Annotated in this window: 15 protein-coding genes and 1 riboswitch; of the genes, 5 read left to right on the plus strand and 10 right to left on the minus strand. The window is 59.9% G+C overall.

Translation table 11 applies throughout. The features are described from left to right. Positions 1–8 precede the first annotated feature (8 nt). The 6 genes from ACA066_RS24020 to ACA066_RS24045 all read right to left on the minus strand — a co-directional run bounded on the left by ACA066_RS24020 (position 9) and on the right by ACA066_RS24045 (position 9,710). A complete protein-coding gene (locus ACA066_RS24020) occupies positions 9–650 on the minus strand; it encodes an MBL fold metallo-hydrolase (protein ID WP_008025937.1) in 642 nt (213 codons plus the stop codon). Positions 651–736: 86 nt separating this feature from the next. Beyond that, positions 737–3,475 carry a winged helix-turn-helix domain-containing protein gene (locus tag ACA066_RS24025; protein ID WP_497696900.1) on the minus strand — a complete coding sequence of 913 codons (2,739 nt, stop codon included), beginning with the start codon at positions 3,473–3,475 and terminating at the stop codon, positions 737–739. A 174-nt stretch (positions 3,476–3,649) separates the two neighbouring features. Continuing rightward, on the minus strand, positions 3,650–5,014 hold the full coding sequence (locus tag ACA066_RS24030) for a DUF1329 domain-containing protein (RefSeq protein ID WP_497696901.1): 1,365 nt from the start codon (positions 5,012–5,014) through the stop codon (positions 3,650–3,652). Between the two features lie 28 nt (positions 5,015–5,042). Continuing rightward, a complete protein-coding gene (locus ACA066_RS24035; RefSeq protein ID WP_497696902.1) occupies positions 5,043–6,905 on the minus strand; it encodes a DUF1302 domain-containing protein in 1,863 nt (620 codons plus the stop codon). A 337-nt stretch (positions 6,906–7,242) separates the two neighbouring features. After that, positions 7,243–8,925 carry a fatty acid--CoA ligase gene (locus ACA066_RS24040; RefSeq protein ID WP_497696903.1) on the minus strand — a complete coding sequence of 561 codons (1,683 nt, stop codon included), beginning with the start codon at positions 8,923–8,925 and terminating at the stop codon, positions 7,243–7,245. Positions 8,926–9,080: 155 nt separating this feature from the next. Next, complete coding sequence (locus tag ACA066_RS24045) at positions 9,081–9,710, minus strand: LysE family translocator (protein WP_497696904.1); 630 nt, start codon at positions 9,708–9,710, stop codon at positions 9,081–9,083. 300 nt (positions 9,711–10,010) lie between these two features. On the opposite strand from ACA066_RS24045, the gene ACA066_RS24050 reads away from it, so the two are divergent. The 3 genes from ACA066_RS24050 (at position 10,011) to ACA066_RS24060 (ending at position 12,846) form a co-directional block, all read left to right on the plus strand. Continuing rightward, positions 10,011–10,976, plus strand: coding sequence for a 2-hydroxyacid dehydrogenase (locus ACA066_RS24050; protein WP_497696905.1), 966 nt, complete (start codon positions 10,011–10,013; stop codon positions 10,974–10,976). Positions 10,977–11,009: 33 nt separating this feature from the next. Further along, positions 11,010–12,008 carry a methyltransferase gene (locus tag ACA066_RS24055; protein WP_497696906.1) on the plus strand — a complete coding sequence of 333 codons (999 nt, stop codon included), beginning with the start codon at positions 11,010–11,012 and terminating at the stop codon, positions 12,006–12,008. A gap of 39 nt (positions 12,009–12,047) precedes the next feature. Continuing rightward, positions 12,048–12,173, plus strand: a riboswitch (yybP-ykoY riboswitch). Between the two features lie 88 nt (positions 12,174–12,261). After that, on the plus strand, positions 12,262–12,846 hold the full coding sequence (locus ACA066_RS24060; RefSeq protein ID WP_497696907.1) for a TMEM165/GDT1 family protein: 585 nt from the start codon (positions 12,262–12,264) through the stop codon (positions 12,844–12,846). A gap of 122 nt (positions 12,847–12,968) precedes the next feature. Here the strand turns inward: ACA066_RS24060 and ACA066_RS24065 are convergent, their stop codons facing one another. Continuing rightward, a complete protein-coding gene (locus ACA066_RS24065; protein ID WP_497696908.1) occupies positions 12,969–13,787 on the minus strand; it encodes a M48 family metallopeptidase in 819 nt (272 codons plus the stop codon). A gap of 272 nt (positions 13,788–14,059) precedes the next feature. On the opposite strand from ACA066_RS24065, the gene ACA066_RS24070 reads away from it, so the two are divergent. Further along, on the plus strand, positions 14,060–16,201 hold the full coding sequence (locus ACA066_RS24070; RefSeq protein ID WP_497696909.1) for a methyl-accepting chemotaxis protein: 2,142 nt from the start codon (positions 14,060–14,062) through the stop codon (positions 16,199–16,201). A 102-nt stretch (positions 16,202–16,303) separates the two neighbouring features. Here the strand turns inward: ACA066_RS24070 and ACA066_RS24075 are convergent, their stop codons facing one another. The 3 genes from ACA066_RS24075 to ACA066_RS24085 are packed head-to-tail and all read right to left on the minus strand — an operon-like array spanning position 16,304 to position 17,418. Next, positions 16,304–16,927, minus strand: coding sequence for an SOS response-associated peptidase (locus ACA066_RS24075; RefSeq protein WP_017340721.1), 624 nt, complete (start codon positions 16,925–16,927; stop codon positions 16,304–16,306). Between the two features lie 35 nt (positions 16,928–16,962). Beyond that, positions 16,963–17,223: a putative signal transducing protein gene (locus ACA066_RS24080; RefSeq protein ID WP_454841258.1), complete on the minus strand. Its 261-nt coding sequence runs from the start codon at positions 17,221–17,223 to the stop codon at positions 16,963–16,965. Between the two features lie 12 nt (positions 17,224–17,235). Beyond that, positions 17,236–17,418: a CPXCG motif-containing cysteine-rich protein gene (locus ACA066_RS24085; RefSeq protein ID WP_008153387.1), complete on the minus strand. Its 183-nt coding sequence runs from the start codon at positions 17,416–17,418 to the stop codon at positions 17,236–17,238. 142 nt (positions 17,419–17,560) lie between these two features. Between ACA066_RS24085 and ACA066_RS24090 the strand changes: the two genes are divergently transcribed. Further along, the gene (locus ACA066_RS24090; protein ID WP_497699950.1) at positions 17,561–18,724 is read left to right on the plus strand and encodes a 1-acyl-sn-glycerol-3-phosphate acyltransferase; all 1,164 of its coding nucleotides are present in this window, start codon (positions 17,561–17,563) and stop codon (positions 18,722–18,724) included. Positions 18,725–18,732: the final 8 nt, after the last annotated feature.

Raw genomic sequence — 18,732 nt, forward strand, 5'->3', positions numbered from 1 at the left:
GGTAACAATTAAGCCCGCACAAAAGGGTTGTCGCGCATTTCGTCGCCCAGCCGCGTGTCCGGACCATGACCGGTCACCACTGTCGCGTCTTCATCAAGGGTGTACAGCCGTTGCTTGATCGAACGCACGATGGTCGCCTGATCGCCACCCCACAAATCCGTGCGCCCTACCCCGCGACGAAACAGCGTGTCACCGGCAATCAGCAGCTTGGCCTCTGAAAACCAGAAGCTCATGGAACCCGGCGTATGACCTGGCGTGTGCAACGCCACGCCACAGCCGCAGGCCAGTTCTTCATCATCGGCCAACCAGCGATCGGGAGATGGGACCGGGGTATAAGGCACACCGAACATCTGGCATTGCATCTCCAGATTGTCCCAGAGGAACTGATCTTCCTTGTGCAGGTGCAAGGTCGCGCCGGTTTTTTCCTTCAACTGACCAGAGGCCAGGAAATGATCCAGGTGCGCGTGGGTGTGAATGATGCTGACCACCTTCAGGCCCAGGGCGTCGAGCCGAGCCAGGATCAGCTCGTGATTGCCACCCGGATCGACCACGATGGCCTTTTTCGTGACCGGATCGCCGATGATCGTGCAGTTGCACTGCAACGGGCCGACGGGGAAGGTTTCGCGGATGAGGGTCGGTTGTTGGGACATCGGGGCATGCTCGATAAACAGGGTCGGGGGATTTTCGCACACATTGGCATCCCGCCCTTTACCGCCATGTGTATCGACAAACGACGTCAGCCCAAAACACCCAACGCCTTCGCCCGTGCCACCGCCTGCGTACGCCGCTCAACCCCGAGCTTGCTGTTGATGTGGCTGGCATGGGTTTTAACGGTGTGCAGGGAAATGAACAGCTGATCGCTGATTTCCTGGTTCGAGCAGCCTTGGGCAATGAGTTTCAGAACCGACAGTTCTCGGGAGCTGAGCTGTTCGCAGGCTTGTGAGGGCTCCGGAGCAATGCGCGCGGCGACAAGGGGGAGCCGTTCTGAAAGGCTCTGCGAAACCACTGCTTTCGCGCAGTTCTGCAGCTGCTCGCGCAACCAGTCGGGGTATTTGCTCAACAAGCCATCAAAAGGCTGCAGCGCGCCGCCGCTGGCCGCTTCCAAAGACTGAGCGAAAGCTTGCCGGGCTTCAGGCTCACGGTTGTGCGCGAGGAGCAGTTCGGTTTTCTGTGTCAGGGCCATCACACTGAGCAATTGCCGACCGGTTTGCTGACCATGCTCGAGCAACGCATTCAATCGTCCCTCGGCCAGCATCGGCTGCGCCTGAATGACCTCCAGCAAGGCCTGTTGCAACTCGATATGCAGCGGCAATTGCGGATGGAACTCCGGAGGTGCTGCCGGCTGTTCGCCGTTGTAGGTCTGGCCCAGTCGCGCGAGCCAGGCTTCCGCCAGATCGGTACGTCCCTGAGCCAGCCAGAGTTCGCATTTGACCAGGGTGATCATCGCCAGATAGTAGATCGGCGGTACGTCCCAGATGTGCATCAGTCGTTCGGCTTCTGCGAGTTCGGCGAAGGCCTTGGCGAATTCGCCGCTGCTGCCTTCGAGCCTGGCGATCACGCAATGGCCGATCAGTACGCTGATGTCGCGACAGGCGCGGGCTTCAGTCAACCCCGCCTGCAAGCGCACCCGCGCCGTCTGCGGCTGCAGACGCAGGGCCAGCAGGAACCCCTCGTACAAGGTCAGCCGGGCGCGTACGGCATAGAGCCGTTGCGGCGACAATCCTTGCAGGCGTTGCAGTCCCTGGCGAACTTCATCCAGCGAACGCAGGATCTCGCCTCGCGCCTGCAACACCCGGGCGCGATCGTAATGCGCCAACGCTTCGAACAATGGATTGCCCACCCGTTGCGCCAGCTCCAGAGAATCACGGTTCAGACCGCGTGCCCGCCATAAGTCGCCGTCGGCAATGGCGAGGTTGGACAGGGTTGAAAGGCACATAAGGCGCTGGCCGTAACGCTTGGACGGAAGACTCTCCAGCGCTTCGGTGCAATACAGCAGCGTCAACTCGCGATTGCCGCGACCGCGGGCGATGATGCCGCTCAAGGCCAGCCATTGCGCGAGCATGGACTTCTGCGCAGTGGCCGACGGCGCCGGCAGGAAGCGGCTCAGGTGACTGGCCAGCTCCTCGGCGGCATCCAGCTGACAAGCCAGTCCCAGCGCCCAGCTGTAGAGCACGATCAAGCGTGGCGTGCTGATCAGCAGGCTGTCGGGCAAGTCCATTTTCCAGCGCAGCAACATGCCGACGTTCTGTTCTGCCAGCAGCTGTTCTTCAGACAGGTTCTGTACCAGGTTTGCCGCCACGTCCAGGTGCCCGGCGCGCAACGCCTGCTCCACCGCTTCATCGAGCAGGCCCTGAGCATTGAACCAGCGACAGGCGCGCAGGTGCAGGCTGGCCGCCGGCACCATTGCCTGACGGGTAGGCCGGGTGCGCAGCAGGTCGGAAAAAAGATGGTGATAACGATACCAGTGACCGTGTTCGTCCAGCGGCACCAGGAACACTTGATGCGCGAGCAGAAAACCCAGGATCTCGGCACTGTCGTGCGCCTCGCGAACAGCGTCGCACAGCTCGCTGCAAAAACGCTCCTGAGGTGCTGTGTCATACAGAAATGACTGCACCTCGGCGGGCAGGCAATCGATGACCTCTTCGAGCAGATAATCGCGAATCAGCCCTTCCCCGCCATGCAAGGACTGGGGCAATGCGCCTTCGGAGCCGGCTTCGGAAGCCGCCAGCAACCAGAAACGCAAGCCAGCGACCCAGCCCTCGCTGCGCTGGATCAGGCTCTCCAGCGCTTCGCCGCGCAAGGACGTGCTGTGTCTATCGAGCAGGGTCAAGGCTTCGTCGTGGGTCAGGCGCAGATCCTGCTCATGCAACTCGAGCAATTGCCGTGACAGGCGCAGGCGTGCCAGATGCCAGTCCGGACGCTGGCGACTGGTGACCATCACCAGCAAGCCGTCAGGAAGATGATTGAGGAAAAATTGCAGGCAACGATCGAGTACCGGCCCCTGGGCCAGATGGTAGTCATCGAGTACCAGCAGCAGTGGCGCCGTCGGCAACAAATGCACGGCCAACTCGTCGAGCAAACCGTCCAGCCATTCTTCGAAGGCAAATGGCTGATGACGCTGACGCATTTTCAACAGGCCCAGGGACTGCCTGCCCAACTGTGGAAAAAAGTCTTGGAGGCCTTCGAGCAACCGCTCAAGAAAACGGCCGGGGTCGTTGTCTCGCGGACTCAATCCCAGCCACAGACTTTGCCAGTGAGCTGGCAGCCCCTGACAGAACTCTACTGCCAGCGAACTCTTGCCGAACCCCGCCGGTGCGCTGACCAGCAACAGCCTGCCACCGAGGCCCGCACTCAGGCGCTCGCACAAACGAGGCCGCAGCACGTGCCCGTCAGGCAGCGGTGGCCGAAAGAAACGACCGTCCAGTGTCGCGACGGCAACGCTTGCAGGGCCCGGGAGTGGGGACAGATCAGTCATGGCCGGCTCTTGTTTGAAATGCTGTTGGCGGCGTTGCAGATGTCCGCAGCCTAGCGGTAAACGAAGAGGTATTGAAGGTTATTGCTACAAATGGCTACAAAAAGTCTACGCGCAAAAAAAAGCCCCGAACGAGTCGGGGCTTTTTTCGAGGATGAGGCCTCTGTTCAGTTCAGGTTAACGAACCCCGGTCTGACGCAACGCCGCCGGTGTGAAGTCGCTGGTGGTGGCAGTGAAACCGAAGTTATACGCCGATTTCTCTTCGTTCTTCATACCGAGTGCCAGGTAACGGCCCGATTGCAGGTCATACAAGGCTTCCAGGGTGTACCACGGCACTTGAACGTTGTAGTAGTTCTGGGAGTGAGCTTCCGCTACACGCCAGAGTTGATTGCGACCGTCGTAGTGATCGATGACCGATGCTTGCCAGGTGTCTTCATCGATGTAGAAGTCACGCTTGGCGTAGATGTGACGCTGACCTTCCTTCAGGGTGGCGACCACATGCCAGACCCGACGCAGTTCATAGCGAGCGAGGTCCTGGTTGATGTGACCGGCCTTGATAATGTCGTCGTACTTCAGCTTCGGATCGTCGAGCTTGTAGCTGTCGGAGGCGATGTACATCTCTTTCTTGCCTTCGAGCTTCCAGTCGTAACGATCCGGTGCTCCGTTGTACATGTCCAGGTTGTCAGAGGTACGCAGGCCGTCCGCCGCGGTACCCGGCCCGTCATAGGACACTTGCGGTGCGCGACGCACACGACGCTGACCGGCGTTGTAGACCCACGCCGAACGCGGTTCCGCCACCTGATCGAGGGTTTCGTGCACCAGCAGCACACCACCGGCCAGGCGCGCCGGCGCGGTCACTTCCTGCTTGAAGTAGAACAGGATGTTGCCCGGGTTCGCCGGATCCCAATCCTTCATCTTGTCGCGGAATACGAACTGGTCCTGGAAGTACACCAGGCTGTACGAGCCGTTCGGCTGCGGCGTGGCCTGGGTGATCAGACGGGTCACGCTGCCACCGCGATAACGGGTGATGTGGTTCCAGATAACCTCGACACCGCTCTTTGGAATCGGGAACGGTACGGCTGTGTCGAAGTTTTTCAGCCCGTTGCCGCCGGACACCAGCTCCGTGCCGGTGGCGTTTTTCTTGATCGCCGCGAACACGTCATCCGGCACGGTCGCGCCGCGATGGGACGGGTAGACCGGCATCTTGAAAGATTCCGGGTAGCGCTTGAACATCGCGTACTGGCCCGGAGCGAGCTTGTTCTTGTACTGATCGACGTTCTGCGCCGTGATGGTGAACAGCGGTTTTTCACTGGCGTACGGGTCGGACAGGAAACCTTTGCCGTCGATGGTGCCGGCGTTTTTCGCCATCGGCTTCCAGGCTGGAATAGAACCGTCGGCATTGCCGGCCATCTCGGCGCCCATCGGCGTCAGGCTCTTGCCCAGCTTGTCCGCTTCGGCCGCAGGGACCGCAGCCATCACGCTGGTCGCCAGCAGCGTAAGCCCCAGAAATCCGGCGTGGAACAGACTCTTTGTTGTTTTCATAGGTGTGTTCGTCCTGAAAATGCAGTGCTTAGAAGTTCACGCCGAAGCTGAGCGCAACAAAGTCGCGATCATCCACGGTGGTGTAGTCGCCACCAAAGAAGTTGGTATAGGCCAGGCTCGCGGTGTAGGTGTTCTGGTACTCGGCATCGAGACCCAGGCTGACCGCCTTGCGACCTTCTTCGAAGTTGCCACCAGGGCCAGGCGAGTAACCGCTCACGTCATGGGACCAGGCTACGTTGGGCTTGAGGTTTACACCGGCGAAGACATCCGGGTATTCCCAGATGGCGCGACCGCGATAGCCCCAGGAAGTGGAGGTGGTAAAACCGTCGTTGTTGCAGTTGGTGGTGCGATTGCTGGCATCTGTGCCGGCACCGGCACCAGCAATGGTGCTGCTGTTGAGCGTGGTACAAAAACCATTAGGCAATTCACCTGGACCGAAGACCGGATCACGACCATAACGAGCTTCAGATCGACTTTCCAGGCCGCCGACGTATGTAACACCGATTTCACCGACCAGAGTCAGACGACTCGCACCCATGATCTGATCCAGAAAGTGGGTGAATGTTGTCTGGAACTGGGTGATTTCCTTACGACGATAACCATGCAGATCCTGGCCCGGAGAACCCCGCAAAACAGAGGCGTTGCCGAAACCGGGAATGGGTGTAACACCGGCAAAAAGAATATCGGTGGAGTTCAACTGAACCGGAGCATTTGGCCGGTAGCTCAACTCACCGCTCCATGCCGTGCCGGTAGGCAAGGTGGTGGAAAAGCTCAAGCCATACAGGCGAATATCTTCCGGATACTCGACAAAGTAGTTGGAGTTACCCGCCACAACCAACGGCCGCGCGCTAGCCAAAGGTCCCAACGGGACGCTGTAGTAAAACTGTCCTGCGCCTTGAGCACTGAAAATGGGTGCGCGGCTATGGTAATTCATGAAGTACGCACCGAACTCGGTGTCCAGCGGCTCGAAGTTATAGTGCATGGCCACGCCGAACTGACCACTGTCACGAGCATCACGGTCTGGACCGCGCTTAACCAGAACACCCTCTTCGTTAGCGTTCACCCCAAGCGCAGTCAAAGTAGGGATTGCCAGGGGGTTAATCGTCGAACGTTTGTTGAGAACGCGCAGATTGTTGTCGCAACCATCAGCAATGATGTCCGGCTGCGAGAAGAAAGTCCCGCAGTTATCGGTAACCGTCTGGTCCCACTCCAGCTGATAGAACGCCTCAGCCGACAGGTTGTCGGTCAGGGTCTGGGACACATAGAACATGTTGACCGGAATCAGGCCTTCCTTGACCTCAGCACCTGGACGGCGGAATGCCGACACGTCGATCGGGTTGATCGAGTTGATACCGCCACCGATAAAGGTGCTTTCACCCCAGCTTACTACCTGCTTGCCCAGACGCACGGAACCCGGCTGATCGGCAATGGCATAGTTGTGGTAGACGAAGGCGTCGAGAATCTGCCCACCGGCGGACTTGGCGCCTTCCTTGCGGTTTTCATCGCTGATGTCCTTGAACAGACGACTTTCGTCCTTGAGTTCAAAGTCATACCAGTATTTGCCACGGACAAAGACACCGGTATCGCCGTACTTCAGTTCCAGATCATGGATACCCTTGAAGATTTTCGAAAACGTTTCCCCGCGCTTGAAGTTCAAGTGACCGTCGTCAGAGGTTTGCGACAACCCCTTGCCGCCGTTGTTGACCCCGATCAAATCTCTGTTGGGTTTGGCAGTAGACCAACTGGCACCAACGGAAAGGGACGAGTCGAAGCTGCCTTCGATTTCACCAACGTTGAAACTGACGCCGAATGCGGGCCCGGCGAGCGAAGAAGCAAGACTGACAGCCAGAGGCAGTTTAGCCCGGCGCCAGAACTGGTTTACTGATGTCATCGACGCTACTCCATGTGCATTATTGTTATGGCAGTGAGTACTTTTAAAAACGCTGTGGCTGACCCGGAGCCAAGGCTTCCCGAAGTCACTCCAAAGTTGCATCGCCCCGTTTTGTGCGTTTGCTCCGTTCTTAAAAATCCTTGAGCGGACTATAGCCAGCAGGTAGTAGTGCTTGATCCCTCTAAAGTGTGATTTGCAGCTGCCGGCCACTCTGGAACAGTCCTTTCGCCAGTCCGACACCTGTCGGCACGGCAAGGATGGCTGAAATTTCGGATTTCACAAGCCAAGCGCTTGCTTGGTGGGGCTGGCGTGCCTTTTCGGGCACGCCAGAAGATGCTTAAAGCGTCGAAAGGAAGGTGCTGTTGTTGGCTTGCCATTCGGTGATGTCGACGCGAATGCGCTTCTTGTCGAGCTTGCCGACGCTGGTCTTGGGAATTTCAGTAACAAGGGCGATCTGGCTCGGGATGGCCCACTTGCTCAGGTGCCCCTGCTCCACAAACGGCTTGAGGTGTTCCTTGAGTTCTTTGGCCCCGATTACATGGCCTTCGCGGATCACCAGCAAGGCAAACGGTCGCTCGCCCCACTGCGGGTCGGCAATGCCCACCACTGCTACTTCGCGTACCGCTGGATGGCGACTGATCAGGTCCTCGAGGTCCAGGGAGGAAATCCACTCGCCGCCGGTCTTGATCACGTCCTTGATCCGGTCACGAATATCGATCACGCCCATGCTGTCCAGTGTCGCCACGTCACCGGTATGCAACCAGCCACCGGCCCAGAGCTCGGCGCCCTTCTGCGGCTCGTTGAAATAGCCTTCGGTGAGCCACGGCGCGCGCAACACGAGCTCGCCTTGAGTCTCGCCATCGGCGGGCAGGAAGTTGCCGTCGGTGTCGACGATCGCCGCCTCCACCAGCGGCCCCGGCACGCCAGCCTTGATTCGATACGTGGTGCGTTCGTCTTCGGTGCCCGCCATCAACTCATCGTTGAGGTGCGCACACGAGATCAGTGGCCCGGTTTCCGACATGCCATAGGCGGCCGTCAGCTGAATGCCATTGGCTTTGGCGGCTTCGTACAACGTACGGTTCAACGCACTGCCGCCAATGACAATTTTCCAGCCACCGAAGTCCGTGCCTTGCGCAGCCTTGGCGTTGAGGACCATTTGCAGGATGGTCGGGACGCAGTGGGAAAAGGTGACTTTTTCCTTGCGCCACAGCTCCACCAGATACTCCGGGTCGTAGCGACCGGGATAGACCTGCTTGAGCCCGAGCATGGTGGCCACATACGGCAAGCCCCAGGCGTGCACATGGAACATCGGGGTGATCGGCATGTACACGTCGTTGGTGCCCAGCAGCCGCACGCTGTCGATGGCGCCCATGATGGTCGACACGCCCATGGTGTGCAGCACCAGTTGCCGGTGGGTGAAATACACGCCTTTGGGATTGCCGGTGGTGCCGGTTGTGTAGAACGTGGTTGCGACCGAATTCTCGTCGAAATCCTGGAAGTCGTACTGCGTGCTCGCGGCCTCCAGCAACTGTTCGTACTCGCCGACGAGGTTCGGCAAATCAGCGGTTTTTTCCGGCAGATCGGTCAGCAGCAGGGTTTTTTCCACTGTGGTCAAGTGCCCGGCAATCGCGTTGTACAGCCCCACGAACTCGCTGTTGACCAGCACGAAGCGGTCCTCGGCGTGGTTCATGGTGTAGAGGATCTGTTCCGGCGACAGGCGCACGTTGATGGTGTGGATCACCGCGCCGATCATCGGGATGGCGAACATGCATTCCAGATAACGATGGCTGTCCCAGTCCATCACCGCCACGGTATCGCCGGCCTTGACGCCGGCCGCCGTCAGTACGTTGGCCAGGCGTGCAACCCGTTCGATCAGGGTCGGATAGCTGTAGCGCAACTGGTCGCGGTAGATGATCTCGCGGGTTTTCTCATAGCGCGCGCCAGACATCAACAGCCGTTTGATCAGCAATGGATACTGGTAAGCGCCTTCGGCTGGGGGGATAACGCGAGTCTGCAACATAAGAATCCCTTTTCTGACTGCACGGTCGTGACTGAAAGTAAGCACTCTAGTGCCCTTCCATGACAACCAAATCAGCCGAAGGAATGATTTGCAACATTCAGCAAATGCTAGCGTTGCGCCAGCATTTGCAGGTTATACAGTCGCGTTTAACGCGATCAATGCATCTCAGTGAACGCGAGTTTCACGCCGATGGCGATCAGCACCGCGCCCATGGTCCGGTCGAACCAGTGGCCCATGCGGGCGAAGCCGGCGCGCACGCGCTGCTGACTGAACAGCATCGCCACCAGGCAGAACCAGACAGCGGTCGCCACTGCGAGGTAAATCCCGTAACCCGCCTGCACGGCCAGCGGCGTGTGCGGATTGATCACCACGGTAAACAACGACAGGAAGAACAGCGTGGCCTTGGGGTTCAGACCGTTGGTCACGAAACCCGAGGTGAAGGCGCCGCGAGCCGTGCGCTCGCCGGCTTCCTTGTGCAGGTCGTCAGCCACCGGTCTGGCCGGTTGCGCACGCAGGGCTTTGAAGCCGATGTACAGCAGGTAAGCGGCGGCCGCCCATTTCAAGGCGTTGAACAGCACGATCGACTGGGACACGATCAGGCCAATGCCGAGCAGCGAATAGCCGACGTGCAGGAAAATCGCCGTGCCGACGCCCAGCGCGGTCCAGGTGCCGGCGCGACGACCGTGGGTCACGCTCTCACGCACCACCACGGCAAAGTCCGGGCCGGGGCTGGCCACGGCCAGCAAATGGATGAGGGCAACGGTCAAGAACTCTGTCCAGTACATGGGGGCTCCTCTGGGGCAGGCCGATCAATAAAAAATTTCAAGGTGAACTCACCTTTTTGCCATCTTCAATTTTGTGGCGAGGGAGCTTGCTCCCGCTGGGCTGCGTAGCGGCCCCAACCCAGGCGACCGCGTTTTGTCAGGCGCACTGCGTCATCCGGCTTACGGCTGCTTCGCAGCCGAGCGGGAGCAAGCTCCCTCGCCACAGGCTTTGTGCCAGACCAGCCAGTAAGTAACCATTTGTTTCTATCTGATAGGCTCGGCAGATTACGCCTTCAATTCAATGCACAAAAGGTACAGTTGATGACGAACCCTCGCCGCGCCGTTTTCCTCGACCATCCCTCGCTGGACCTCGGCGATCTGGACCTCAGTCCATTGCGTGATTGCTTCGACGATTTGCAGCTGTTCGCGCAGACCACGCCCGAACAGGTCATCGAGCGCCTCAAGGGCGCGACCGTCGCCATCAGCAACAAAATCCTGATCGACGCCGCAGCCATCGCCGCCAGCCCCGAGCTGAAGCTGATCCTGATCACCGCCACCGGCACCAACAACGTCGATCTCGCCGCCGCCCGCGCCCACGGCGTTACCGTCTGCAACTGCCAGGGTTATGGCACGCCGTCGGTGGCGCAGCACACGATCATGTTGCTGCTCAACCTGGCGACGCGCCTCGCCGATTATCAGAAAGCGGTCGGCGAAGGTCGTTGGCAACAAGCGAAACAGTTCTGCCTGCTGGATTACCCGATCGTCGAACTGGAAGGCAAAACCTTGGGCTTGCTCGGTCACGGCGAGCTGGGTGGCGCAGTCGCACGACTGGCCGAAGCCTTCGGCATGCGCGTGTTGCTTGGGCAGATCCCGGGGCGCCCTGCCCGGCCGGACCGGTTGCCGCTAAATGAATTGTTGCCGCAGATCGATGCACTGACTCTGCACTGCCCGCTCAACGAACACACTCGTCACTTCATCGGCGCTCGGGAACTGGCGTCGATGAAACCGGGCGCCTTCGTGGTCAACACCGCCCGTGGTGGCCTGATCGACGAACAGGCGCTGGCCGATGCCTTGCGCAACGGCCATCTGGGCGGCGCCGCCACCGACGTGCTGAGCGTCGAACCGCCGACCGCCGGCAACCCGTTACTCGCCGCCGACATTCCACGCTTGATCGTCACACCGCACAACGCGTGGGGCAGTCGCGAGGCGCGGCAGCGGATCGTGGGCCAATTGACCGAAAACGCGCAGGGATACTTCAGCGGTACAGCGCTGCGGGTCGTCAGTTGATAAACTGCGGCACTTTTTTCACAGGAGCAGAGTATGGATCCGCGCAGTGAAGTACTGCTTCGTCAGGCCGAGTTATTCCAGGGTTCGGTGTTACTGGCCGGTTTGCCCGCCGATGATTTGCTCGGTCGCCTGCCCGACGCCCATGGCTGGTGCTGGCACGCCGGCGACCAGGCCGCGCTGGACGCTCGTTTCGTTGAGCGCAGCCACTTCGGCGTGACCGCGCCCGAGCGCGAGTTCGATACCGCGGTGGTGTTTCTGCCCAAGTCCAAGGACCTTACCGACTACATCCTCAACGCCCTCGCCTCGCGCCTGGCCGGTCGCGAGCTGTATCTGGTAGGGGAAAAACGCAGCGGCATCGAAGGCGCGGCCAAGCAACTGAACCCGTTCGGCAAACCGCGCAAGCTCGACAGCGCGCGTCACTGCCAGCTCTGGCAGGTCACCGTGGCCAATGCGCCAGCAGCCAAATCGCTGGAAAGTCTGGCTCAGACCTATGAGTTGCCGCTGGCCGAAGGTCCGTTGAAAGTCATCAGCCTGCCGGGCGTGTTCAGCCACGGTCGCCTGGATCGCGGCAGTGCGTTGTTGCTTGAGCATCTGGACAAATTGCCGAGCGGTCATTTGCTGGACTTCGGCTGCGGCGCGGGTGTGTTGGGCGCGGCGGTCAAGCGTCGCTATCCGCACAATCAGGTCACGCTGCTCGACGTGGACGCTTTTGCGGCCGCCAGCAGCCGCTTGACCCTGGCTGCCAACGGTCTGGAAGCCGAGGTGATTACCGGTGACGGCATCGATGCGGCGCCGATGGGTTTGAGCGCAATTCTGAGCAACCCGCCGTTCCATGTCGGTGTACACACAGACTATTTCGCCACCGAGAACTTGCTGCGAAAAGCAGCCAAACATCTGAAAAACGGTGGCGAACTGCGCTTGGTTGCGAACAGTTTCCTGAAGTATCAGCCGCTGATCGAAGAGCACCTTGGCGTGTGTGCGATCAAGGCTGAAGGACAGGGCTTCAGAATTTATCGAGCCAAACGCGGTTGAAAATTTGTACTTGCCCAATCGGATTTGCCTAGGCAGAATCCGCTCCGTCCTAGGGGAGTAGTCTCCCACGAGCGCCATGCTCGTCCGGCATACGTCAACATACTTGGTCCTCAGACCATGGCGTATGCGACCCAAGCGTCCGCATCAGACGGATCGCCAGGGTTTGACAAGACCTATGACACGAACACCTTACCCGGGGCGGGAAGGCTGTACGTGTCATAGCCGTGTCGACCCGCCCCTTAGGAAAACCCTGATGCTGGATTCACTTCTCGTTCCCACCGCAATCGTTGCCTTGGCCGAAATCGGCGACAAGACGCAACTGCTCGCGCTCATTCTCGCTGCCCGTTTTCGCAAACCGTGGCCGATCATTGCCGGCATCGTCGCCGCCACCCTGGCCAACCACGCGGCAGCCGGTGCGGTAGGCGCCTGGGTCGGAAGTTTCTTCTCGGATGCGATGTTGCACTGGATTCTCGCCGCGAGCTTCACCGCGACGGCGTTGTGGACCCTGGTGCCGGACAAGATGGATGACGACGAAGCCAGCACCGCCCGCAAGTTCGGGCCGTTCCTGACGACGCTGATTGCGTTCTTCCTCGCGGAGATTGGCGACAAGACCCAGATCGCGACCGTGATGCTTGCCGCGCAATACCCGGAATTGTGGCTGGTGATCATCGGCACCACCGCCGGTATGTTGATTGCCAACGTGCCGGTGGTGCTGGCGGGTAACTTTGCGGCGGACAAACTGCCGTTGACGTTGATCCGTCGCCTGGCGGCTTCGGCGTTCTTCATCCTGGCGATTGTCGCGGTGTACAAGGCGATGCAGAGCAGTGGGTGGGTTTGACGTGGTAAGTCGATAGACCGCGTTATCGTTCATCGCGAGCAGGCTCGCTCCCACATTGGAATGCAATCAACTGTGGGAGCGAGCCTGCTCGCGATGGCGTCTTCAAAGACGCCGCATGACTATCAGGATTTTGGCGCTTTCTCGTACAGAGGCATCACCTTCGGAATCGCCGCCTGCAACGAAGCAATCCGACTGGACGATGCCGGGTGAGTGCTCATGAACTCCGGTGGCGAACCTTCCGAGGCTTTGCTCATCTTGTTCCACAGGGTGATCGCGGCATTCGGGTTGTAACCGGCGCGAGCCGCCAGTTCCAGGCCGATCAGGTCAGCTTCGTTTTCATTGGAGCGGCTGTTGGGCAACGTCATGCCATAGTTGGCCACGGTGTCTGCCAGCGCCATGCTGTCCTGGCCCAGGCCGAACAAGGCACCGGCGCCCTGCTTGGCCATTTCGATGCCGTAGGCCTTGGACATCGCTTCACGACCGTGCTCGCGCAAGGCGTGGGCGATTTCATGGCCCATGATCGCGGCGATTTCATCGTCGGTCAGTTTCAGGCTGTCAATCAGCCCGGTGTAGAAAATGATCTTGCCGCCAGGCCCGCAGTTGGCGTTGAGTTCGTCGCTCTTGATCAGGTTGACTTCCCATTTCCACTGGGCCGAATCAGGACGAAAAATCGGCGCCTGGGCAATCAGTCGATTGGCGATCGTCTGGATGCGCTTGGCATCGTTGCTGGTCTTGTCCAGCACACCTTTGCTGCTCGCCTCGCCAACCGTCTTTTGGTAAGACTGGGCGTACATCTGGTTGACCTCGTCCGTGGACAACATGCTGAACATGTACTGCTTGCGCTCCACGCCAACGGCACCGCCGCTGGTGGTGTTGACCGACTGACAACCGGCGAGCAACAGACCCGCGCTCAGAGCACACAAAACCAATCGCTTGTTCATCAAAAAACTCCCTGAAAACATGCCGGGTATCCTAGGCGGGGAAATGTATCGGCGCCAGATACAACAGACATTCAGACGCATATTTCGGATAAAGCTCCCATCGCCGCAGGAAAAAATTCACATAGTCTCCCCGCCGCGGCCAGTAACGGCCCGCAATGACTCATTTGCGACATCTACCACTCCAAAACAGCCATTTCACCATGCCTCGCTCATGGCCCTCGAACCCCCTGCCGATACAGCACCGCAGATGTCCTCTTGTGTGCGGAGCACCCATGAAATTCAAGTCGATTCAGTTTTCCGTGGCGGCCCTCGCCGGTGCCATCGTTCTTAGCGTAGTCGCCGCGCTGGTGCTTTACGCCCTGTTTTCCGGTGCCCGGACCCAAGACATGGTTCAGGAACGAACCCAGGCGCAATTCGAGCAAGTCATCGAACAGCGCCTGACGTCCCTGGCGCAAACCCAGGTCAGCCAGATCCAGCGCGAACTTGAAGCGCCCCTGCTGATTGCCGGCGGACTGGTGCGGGTCAACGCCCTGATCGGCACGCCGGGCGCCGACGGCCAGCCGCAGCTGAGCCTGAGCCGTGAGCAATTGATCAGCCTGATCAAGGAAAACGTCGCCAAAAACCCGAAAATCCTTGGCACCTACATCGGCTGGGAAAAAAACGCCCTCGACCATAACGACGCGGCCTACGTCGACACCAAGGTGGTGGGCATCGACGCCAGCAACGGCCGCTTCCTGCCATGGTGGTTCCGCAACGAAGACGGCACTCTGGGCCTGGACAAACTGGTGGACGTCGACGACCAGAAAACTCTGTCCACCGGCGTGCGCGCCAGCGAGTACTACCTGTGCTCGAAAGAAACCAAAAAATCCTGCGTGATCGATCCGGCGCCCTACAAGGTCGGCGACAAGATCGTCATGCTCGCCTCCTTTATTGAGCCGATCATGCTCGACGGCGCCTTCCAGGGCATCGTCGGCGCCGACCTGTCGGTGAACTTCATCCAGGAAATGCTCCTGGGCGCGAACCAGAAGTTGTACAACGGCTCGGGCGTCATGGCGCTGATCGGCGGCAATGGCCGGATCGTGGCCTACACCAAGGACCCGAGCAAATTCGGCGAGAAGGTCAGCGACATCCTCGACAGCCAACAGATCGCCAACATGGCCAATCTGAAACGCGGCGAAGTCACTTACACCGTCGACAAGGCCCAAGGCCGGATCGAATTGTATTTGCCATTCGGCATCGGCCAGACCGACGCCCGCTGGACCCTGATGCTGCAACTGCCGCTGAACGCGGTGATGGCCGACCTGCAAAAACTCCAGGCCGACCTCGACACACAGCGCAAATCCGACACCTTCGGCATGGCCATGGTTGGTCTGCTGATTGCCGGCATCGGCTTGCTGGTGATCTGGCTGGTGGGCCATGGCATTGCCCGGCCGCTTAAACAGATGGTCGCCATGCTCGATGACATTGCCAAAGGCGAAGGCGACCTGACGCGCCGCCTGACCAGTGATCGCGCCGACGAACTGGGCTCGATCGCCAAAGGCTTCAACACCTTCCTGGCCAAGTTGCAGGCGATGATCACTCAGGTCGTGACGTCGGTGCAGAGCGTCAGCGATTCGTCGGAACACACCGCTGACATCGCCATTCGCACCAATATCGGCGTACAGAAACAAATGGTCGAGATCGATCAGGTCGCCACCGCGGTGCATGAAATGACCGCCACCGCCCAGGACGTGGCGCGTAACGCGACCCAGGCGGCACAAGCGGCCAGCCATGCGGATCAGGCTGCGGCACAGGGCAAACAGATCGTGCGGGACACGTCGAATTCAATCGGTGTGCTGGCGGTGGAAATCGGCAAGGCTGTGGGCGTGGTGCAAACCCTGGCCAAGGACAGCGAAAACATCAACGCGATCCTCACGGCCATTCGCGGGATTGCCGAGCAGACCAACCTGCTGGCCTTGAACGCCGCCATCGAAGCGGCACGCGCCGGCGAACAGGGCCGTGGCTTTGCGGTGGTGGCCGATGAAGTGCGCAACCTGGCGCAGAAAACCCAGAAGGCCACCGAAGAAATCCAGACCATGATCCAGCAACTGCAACAAGGCACGCGCGATGTGGTGCGGGTGATGGAGGACAGCCAGAACCGTACCGATGAAAGCGTGCAACACGCGGCGAAAGCGGCCGAAGCGCTGGATGCGATCACTCAGGCGGTGTCGGTGATCAACGACATGAACACCCAGATTGCCAGTGCGGCCGAAGAGCAGAGCGCGGTGGCGGATGACATCAACCGTAACGTGATCAACATTGGGCAGGTGGCCAATGAAGTGGCCGGTGGGGCGGATGAGTCCAGTGCGGCGAGTGCGGACTTGACCAAGCTGGCGGAACAGCAGCGGCGGTTGATCAATCAGTTCAAGGTTTGATCCAAGAGCCTCTTCGCGGGCAAGCCTCGCTCCTACAGGGGATCACCTGATCCGTAGGAGCGAGGCTTGCCCGCGAAGGCGTCAGCACAGACACCACTTCACTCAACCTGGGGTCAAACACTCCGGCCCATTCAACTTCGGATCATTCACCAGATTCGCCAACACCCGCTCGCGCAACGCAGCGGGCTCACTGGCCAGCAACCCCTGCAACACATGCAAAGGCGTCTCGGGATCAAGCCACGCCTCCTGCCCTGCCGCATCGAGAATCAACGGACGACGCTGACTCGCCGCCGGCTGCGTGATCACGGCCGTGCTCAACCACACCTGCTCCTGCACCGGATAGGCTTCCCAGATCGCCGCAAAAAACAGCGTCGAGCCCTCCCCCGGCGTCAGCCAGTAAGGCCGCTTGCGCGTCGTGCCGCGCCATTCGTAAAAACCGTTGGCCGGCAGCAGGCACCGGCGCTCACGCAAGGCCTGACGGAACATCGGTTGCTCGGCCACGGTTTCGGCCCGGGCATGGGCTGGTGTGCGGGACAGATCGGTCAGCCACGGCGGCGTCAAACCCCAGCGCGCGCGGGCCAACTCTCGCTGGCCGTCGGCACCGGCACGCAGCATCAACACCGAATCGTTTGGGGAAATATTCCACTGGGCCTGCTGATCGGCGGGAAAGCCAGGCAGGGCCGCGAAGGCGGGGTTCCAGCGAAACAGGGCATAACGTCCACACATGGGGCAACACGACTCTTGATAAAACGAACGTCAGCCTAACAGACCAGCGTGCCGGGAAAGCTTTCCGGTTCATCGCCGGGTAGCGGCAGCGCGGCATTGTACGCGGCGATCAACTCACGGGCGTATTCGGCCTGGTCATTATCGACCGACAACCCCAACAGACCAAAGATGGGCAACTCCCCGCTGCCACCGAGCAAATCACGCCCGACCAGATGCGCCTCGACGCCCTCGCTGGCCAGCATGCCTTGCAGCAGCTCGCCTTCCATCAGGTTTTCCGGTTCATAGATTCGCTGCATGAAGCGCCCCTTTCATTCGTTTTCGCTGTGAACTTCAAGCAACCATTCCTGACCATCAGTCTGCAGGACAAACGTGATGGGACGGCAACACACCGGACAGTCTTCGATATAGGTCTGATCGCCACCGGACAAGTCCAGCACGGCCTCGGCCTCTTCACCACAATACGGACATTCGTAGCGCTCGGTTTCCAGCATCGCGGTCTCCCGGGTGACTTGTGCGTATAATCGCCGGTCTATTTGCAGGGCTATTTTTGTCTGGCTACCTTTTCAGACCGTGCCCCGTTGGTTTTCGATCAAAACCTTTACTTACCCTAGCCGTTTCTAACAAGAGAGCATGATGGGCGAATTCGATGCCATCCGACCTTACGACGACAGCGAAGTCCCAGCGGTACTGAACCGGCTGCTCGGCGACAAGGCGTTTCTAGATATCCTCATCCACTTCCGCTTCCCGCGTTATGCCGGTGCCTTCGGCTGGATGCTCAAACCCCTTATAGCCCATCGGCTGCGCCGTGAGTTCGCCGGTGTCCATTCGGTGGCGACGTTGCAGGACAAAGTCGAGGTGTACGTTGACCACACCATCGAACGCGCCACGGACGGGGTGACGTACACCGGCGTCGAGCAGTTCAAGTCCGGCAGCGCCTACCTGTTCATCGCCAACCACCGCGACATCGTGATGGACCCGGCCTTCGTCAACTATGCCGTGTACCACGCCGGCCTGCCGACACCGCGCATCGCGATTGGCGACAACCTGCTGCAAAAACCCTTCGTCAGCGACCTGATGCGCCTGAACAAGAGCTTCATCGTGCACCGCTCGATCACCGGTCGCCGGGAAAAAATGGCGGCTTATCAACTGCTGTCCGCCTACATCAACCACTCGATCCGCAACGATTGCGCCTCCATCTGGATCGCTCAGGCCGAAGGCCGGGCGAAGGACGGCGACGACCGCACCGAGTCGGCGATCCTCAAGATGTTCCACATGAGCCGCAAGGATGAACCGTTCGGCGAGGTGATCCGCTCGCTGAACGTCACTCCGGTGTCGATCAGCTACGAATACGACCCGTGCGACCAGGCCAAGGCCCGCGAGCTCTACATCCGCGCCACCACCGGCAGCTACACCAAAGTGCCGGGCGAGGACGACGTCAGCATCGCCAAGGGCATCACCGGCTACAAGGGCCGGGTCCACGTGAACTTCGCCGCGCCGATCACCGAGCTCTACGAAGACACCAAGCAATTGGCGATCGAAATGGACAGGCAGATCCTCGGCGGTTACCGCTTGTTCCCGGTGCACTATCTGGCTTACGCACAGTGGAAGGACGCCGATCCGCAGTTGCAGGTGCCGAAAGCGGCTGAAGTGTTTGCGGCCGACGAACTGGCCAAGGCCCAGGAAGAATGGCAGCAGCGTCTGGACGCTTGCCCGGAAGAGCATCGGCCGTTTCTGGTGCTGCAATACGCCACGCCGGTGCGTAATCAGTACCGCGTGAAAGCCGGGTTGGCGCTGTAGGTTTTTAC

This window comes from Pseudomonas sp. LBUM1651, assembly GCF_059716135.1.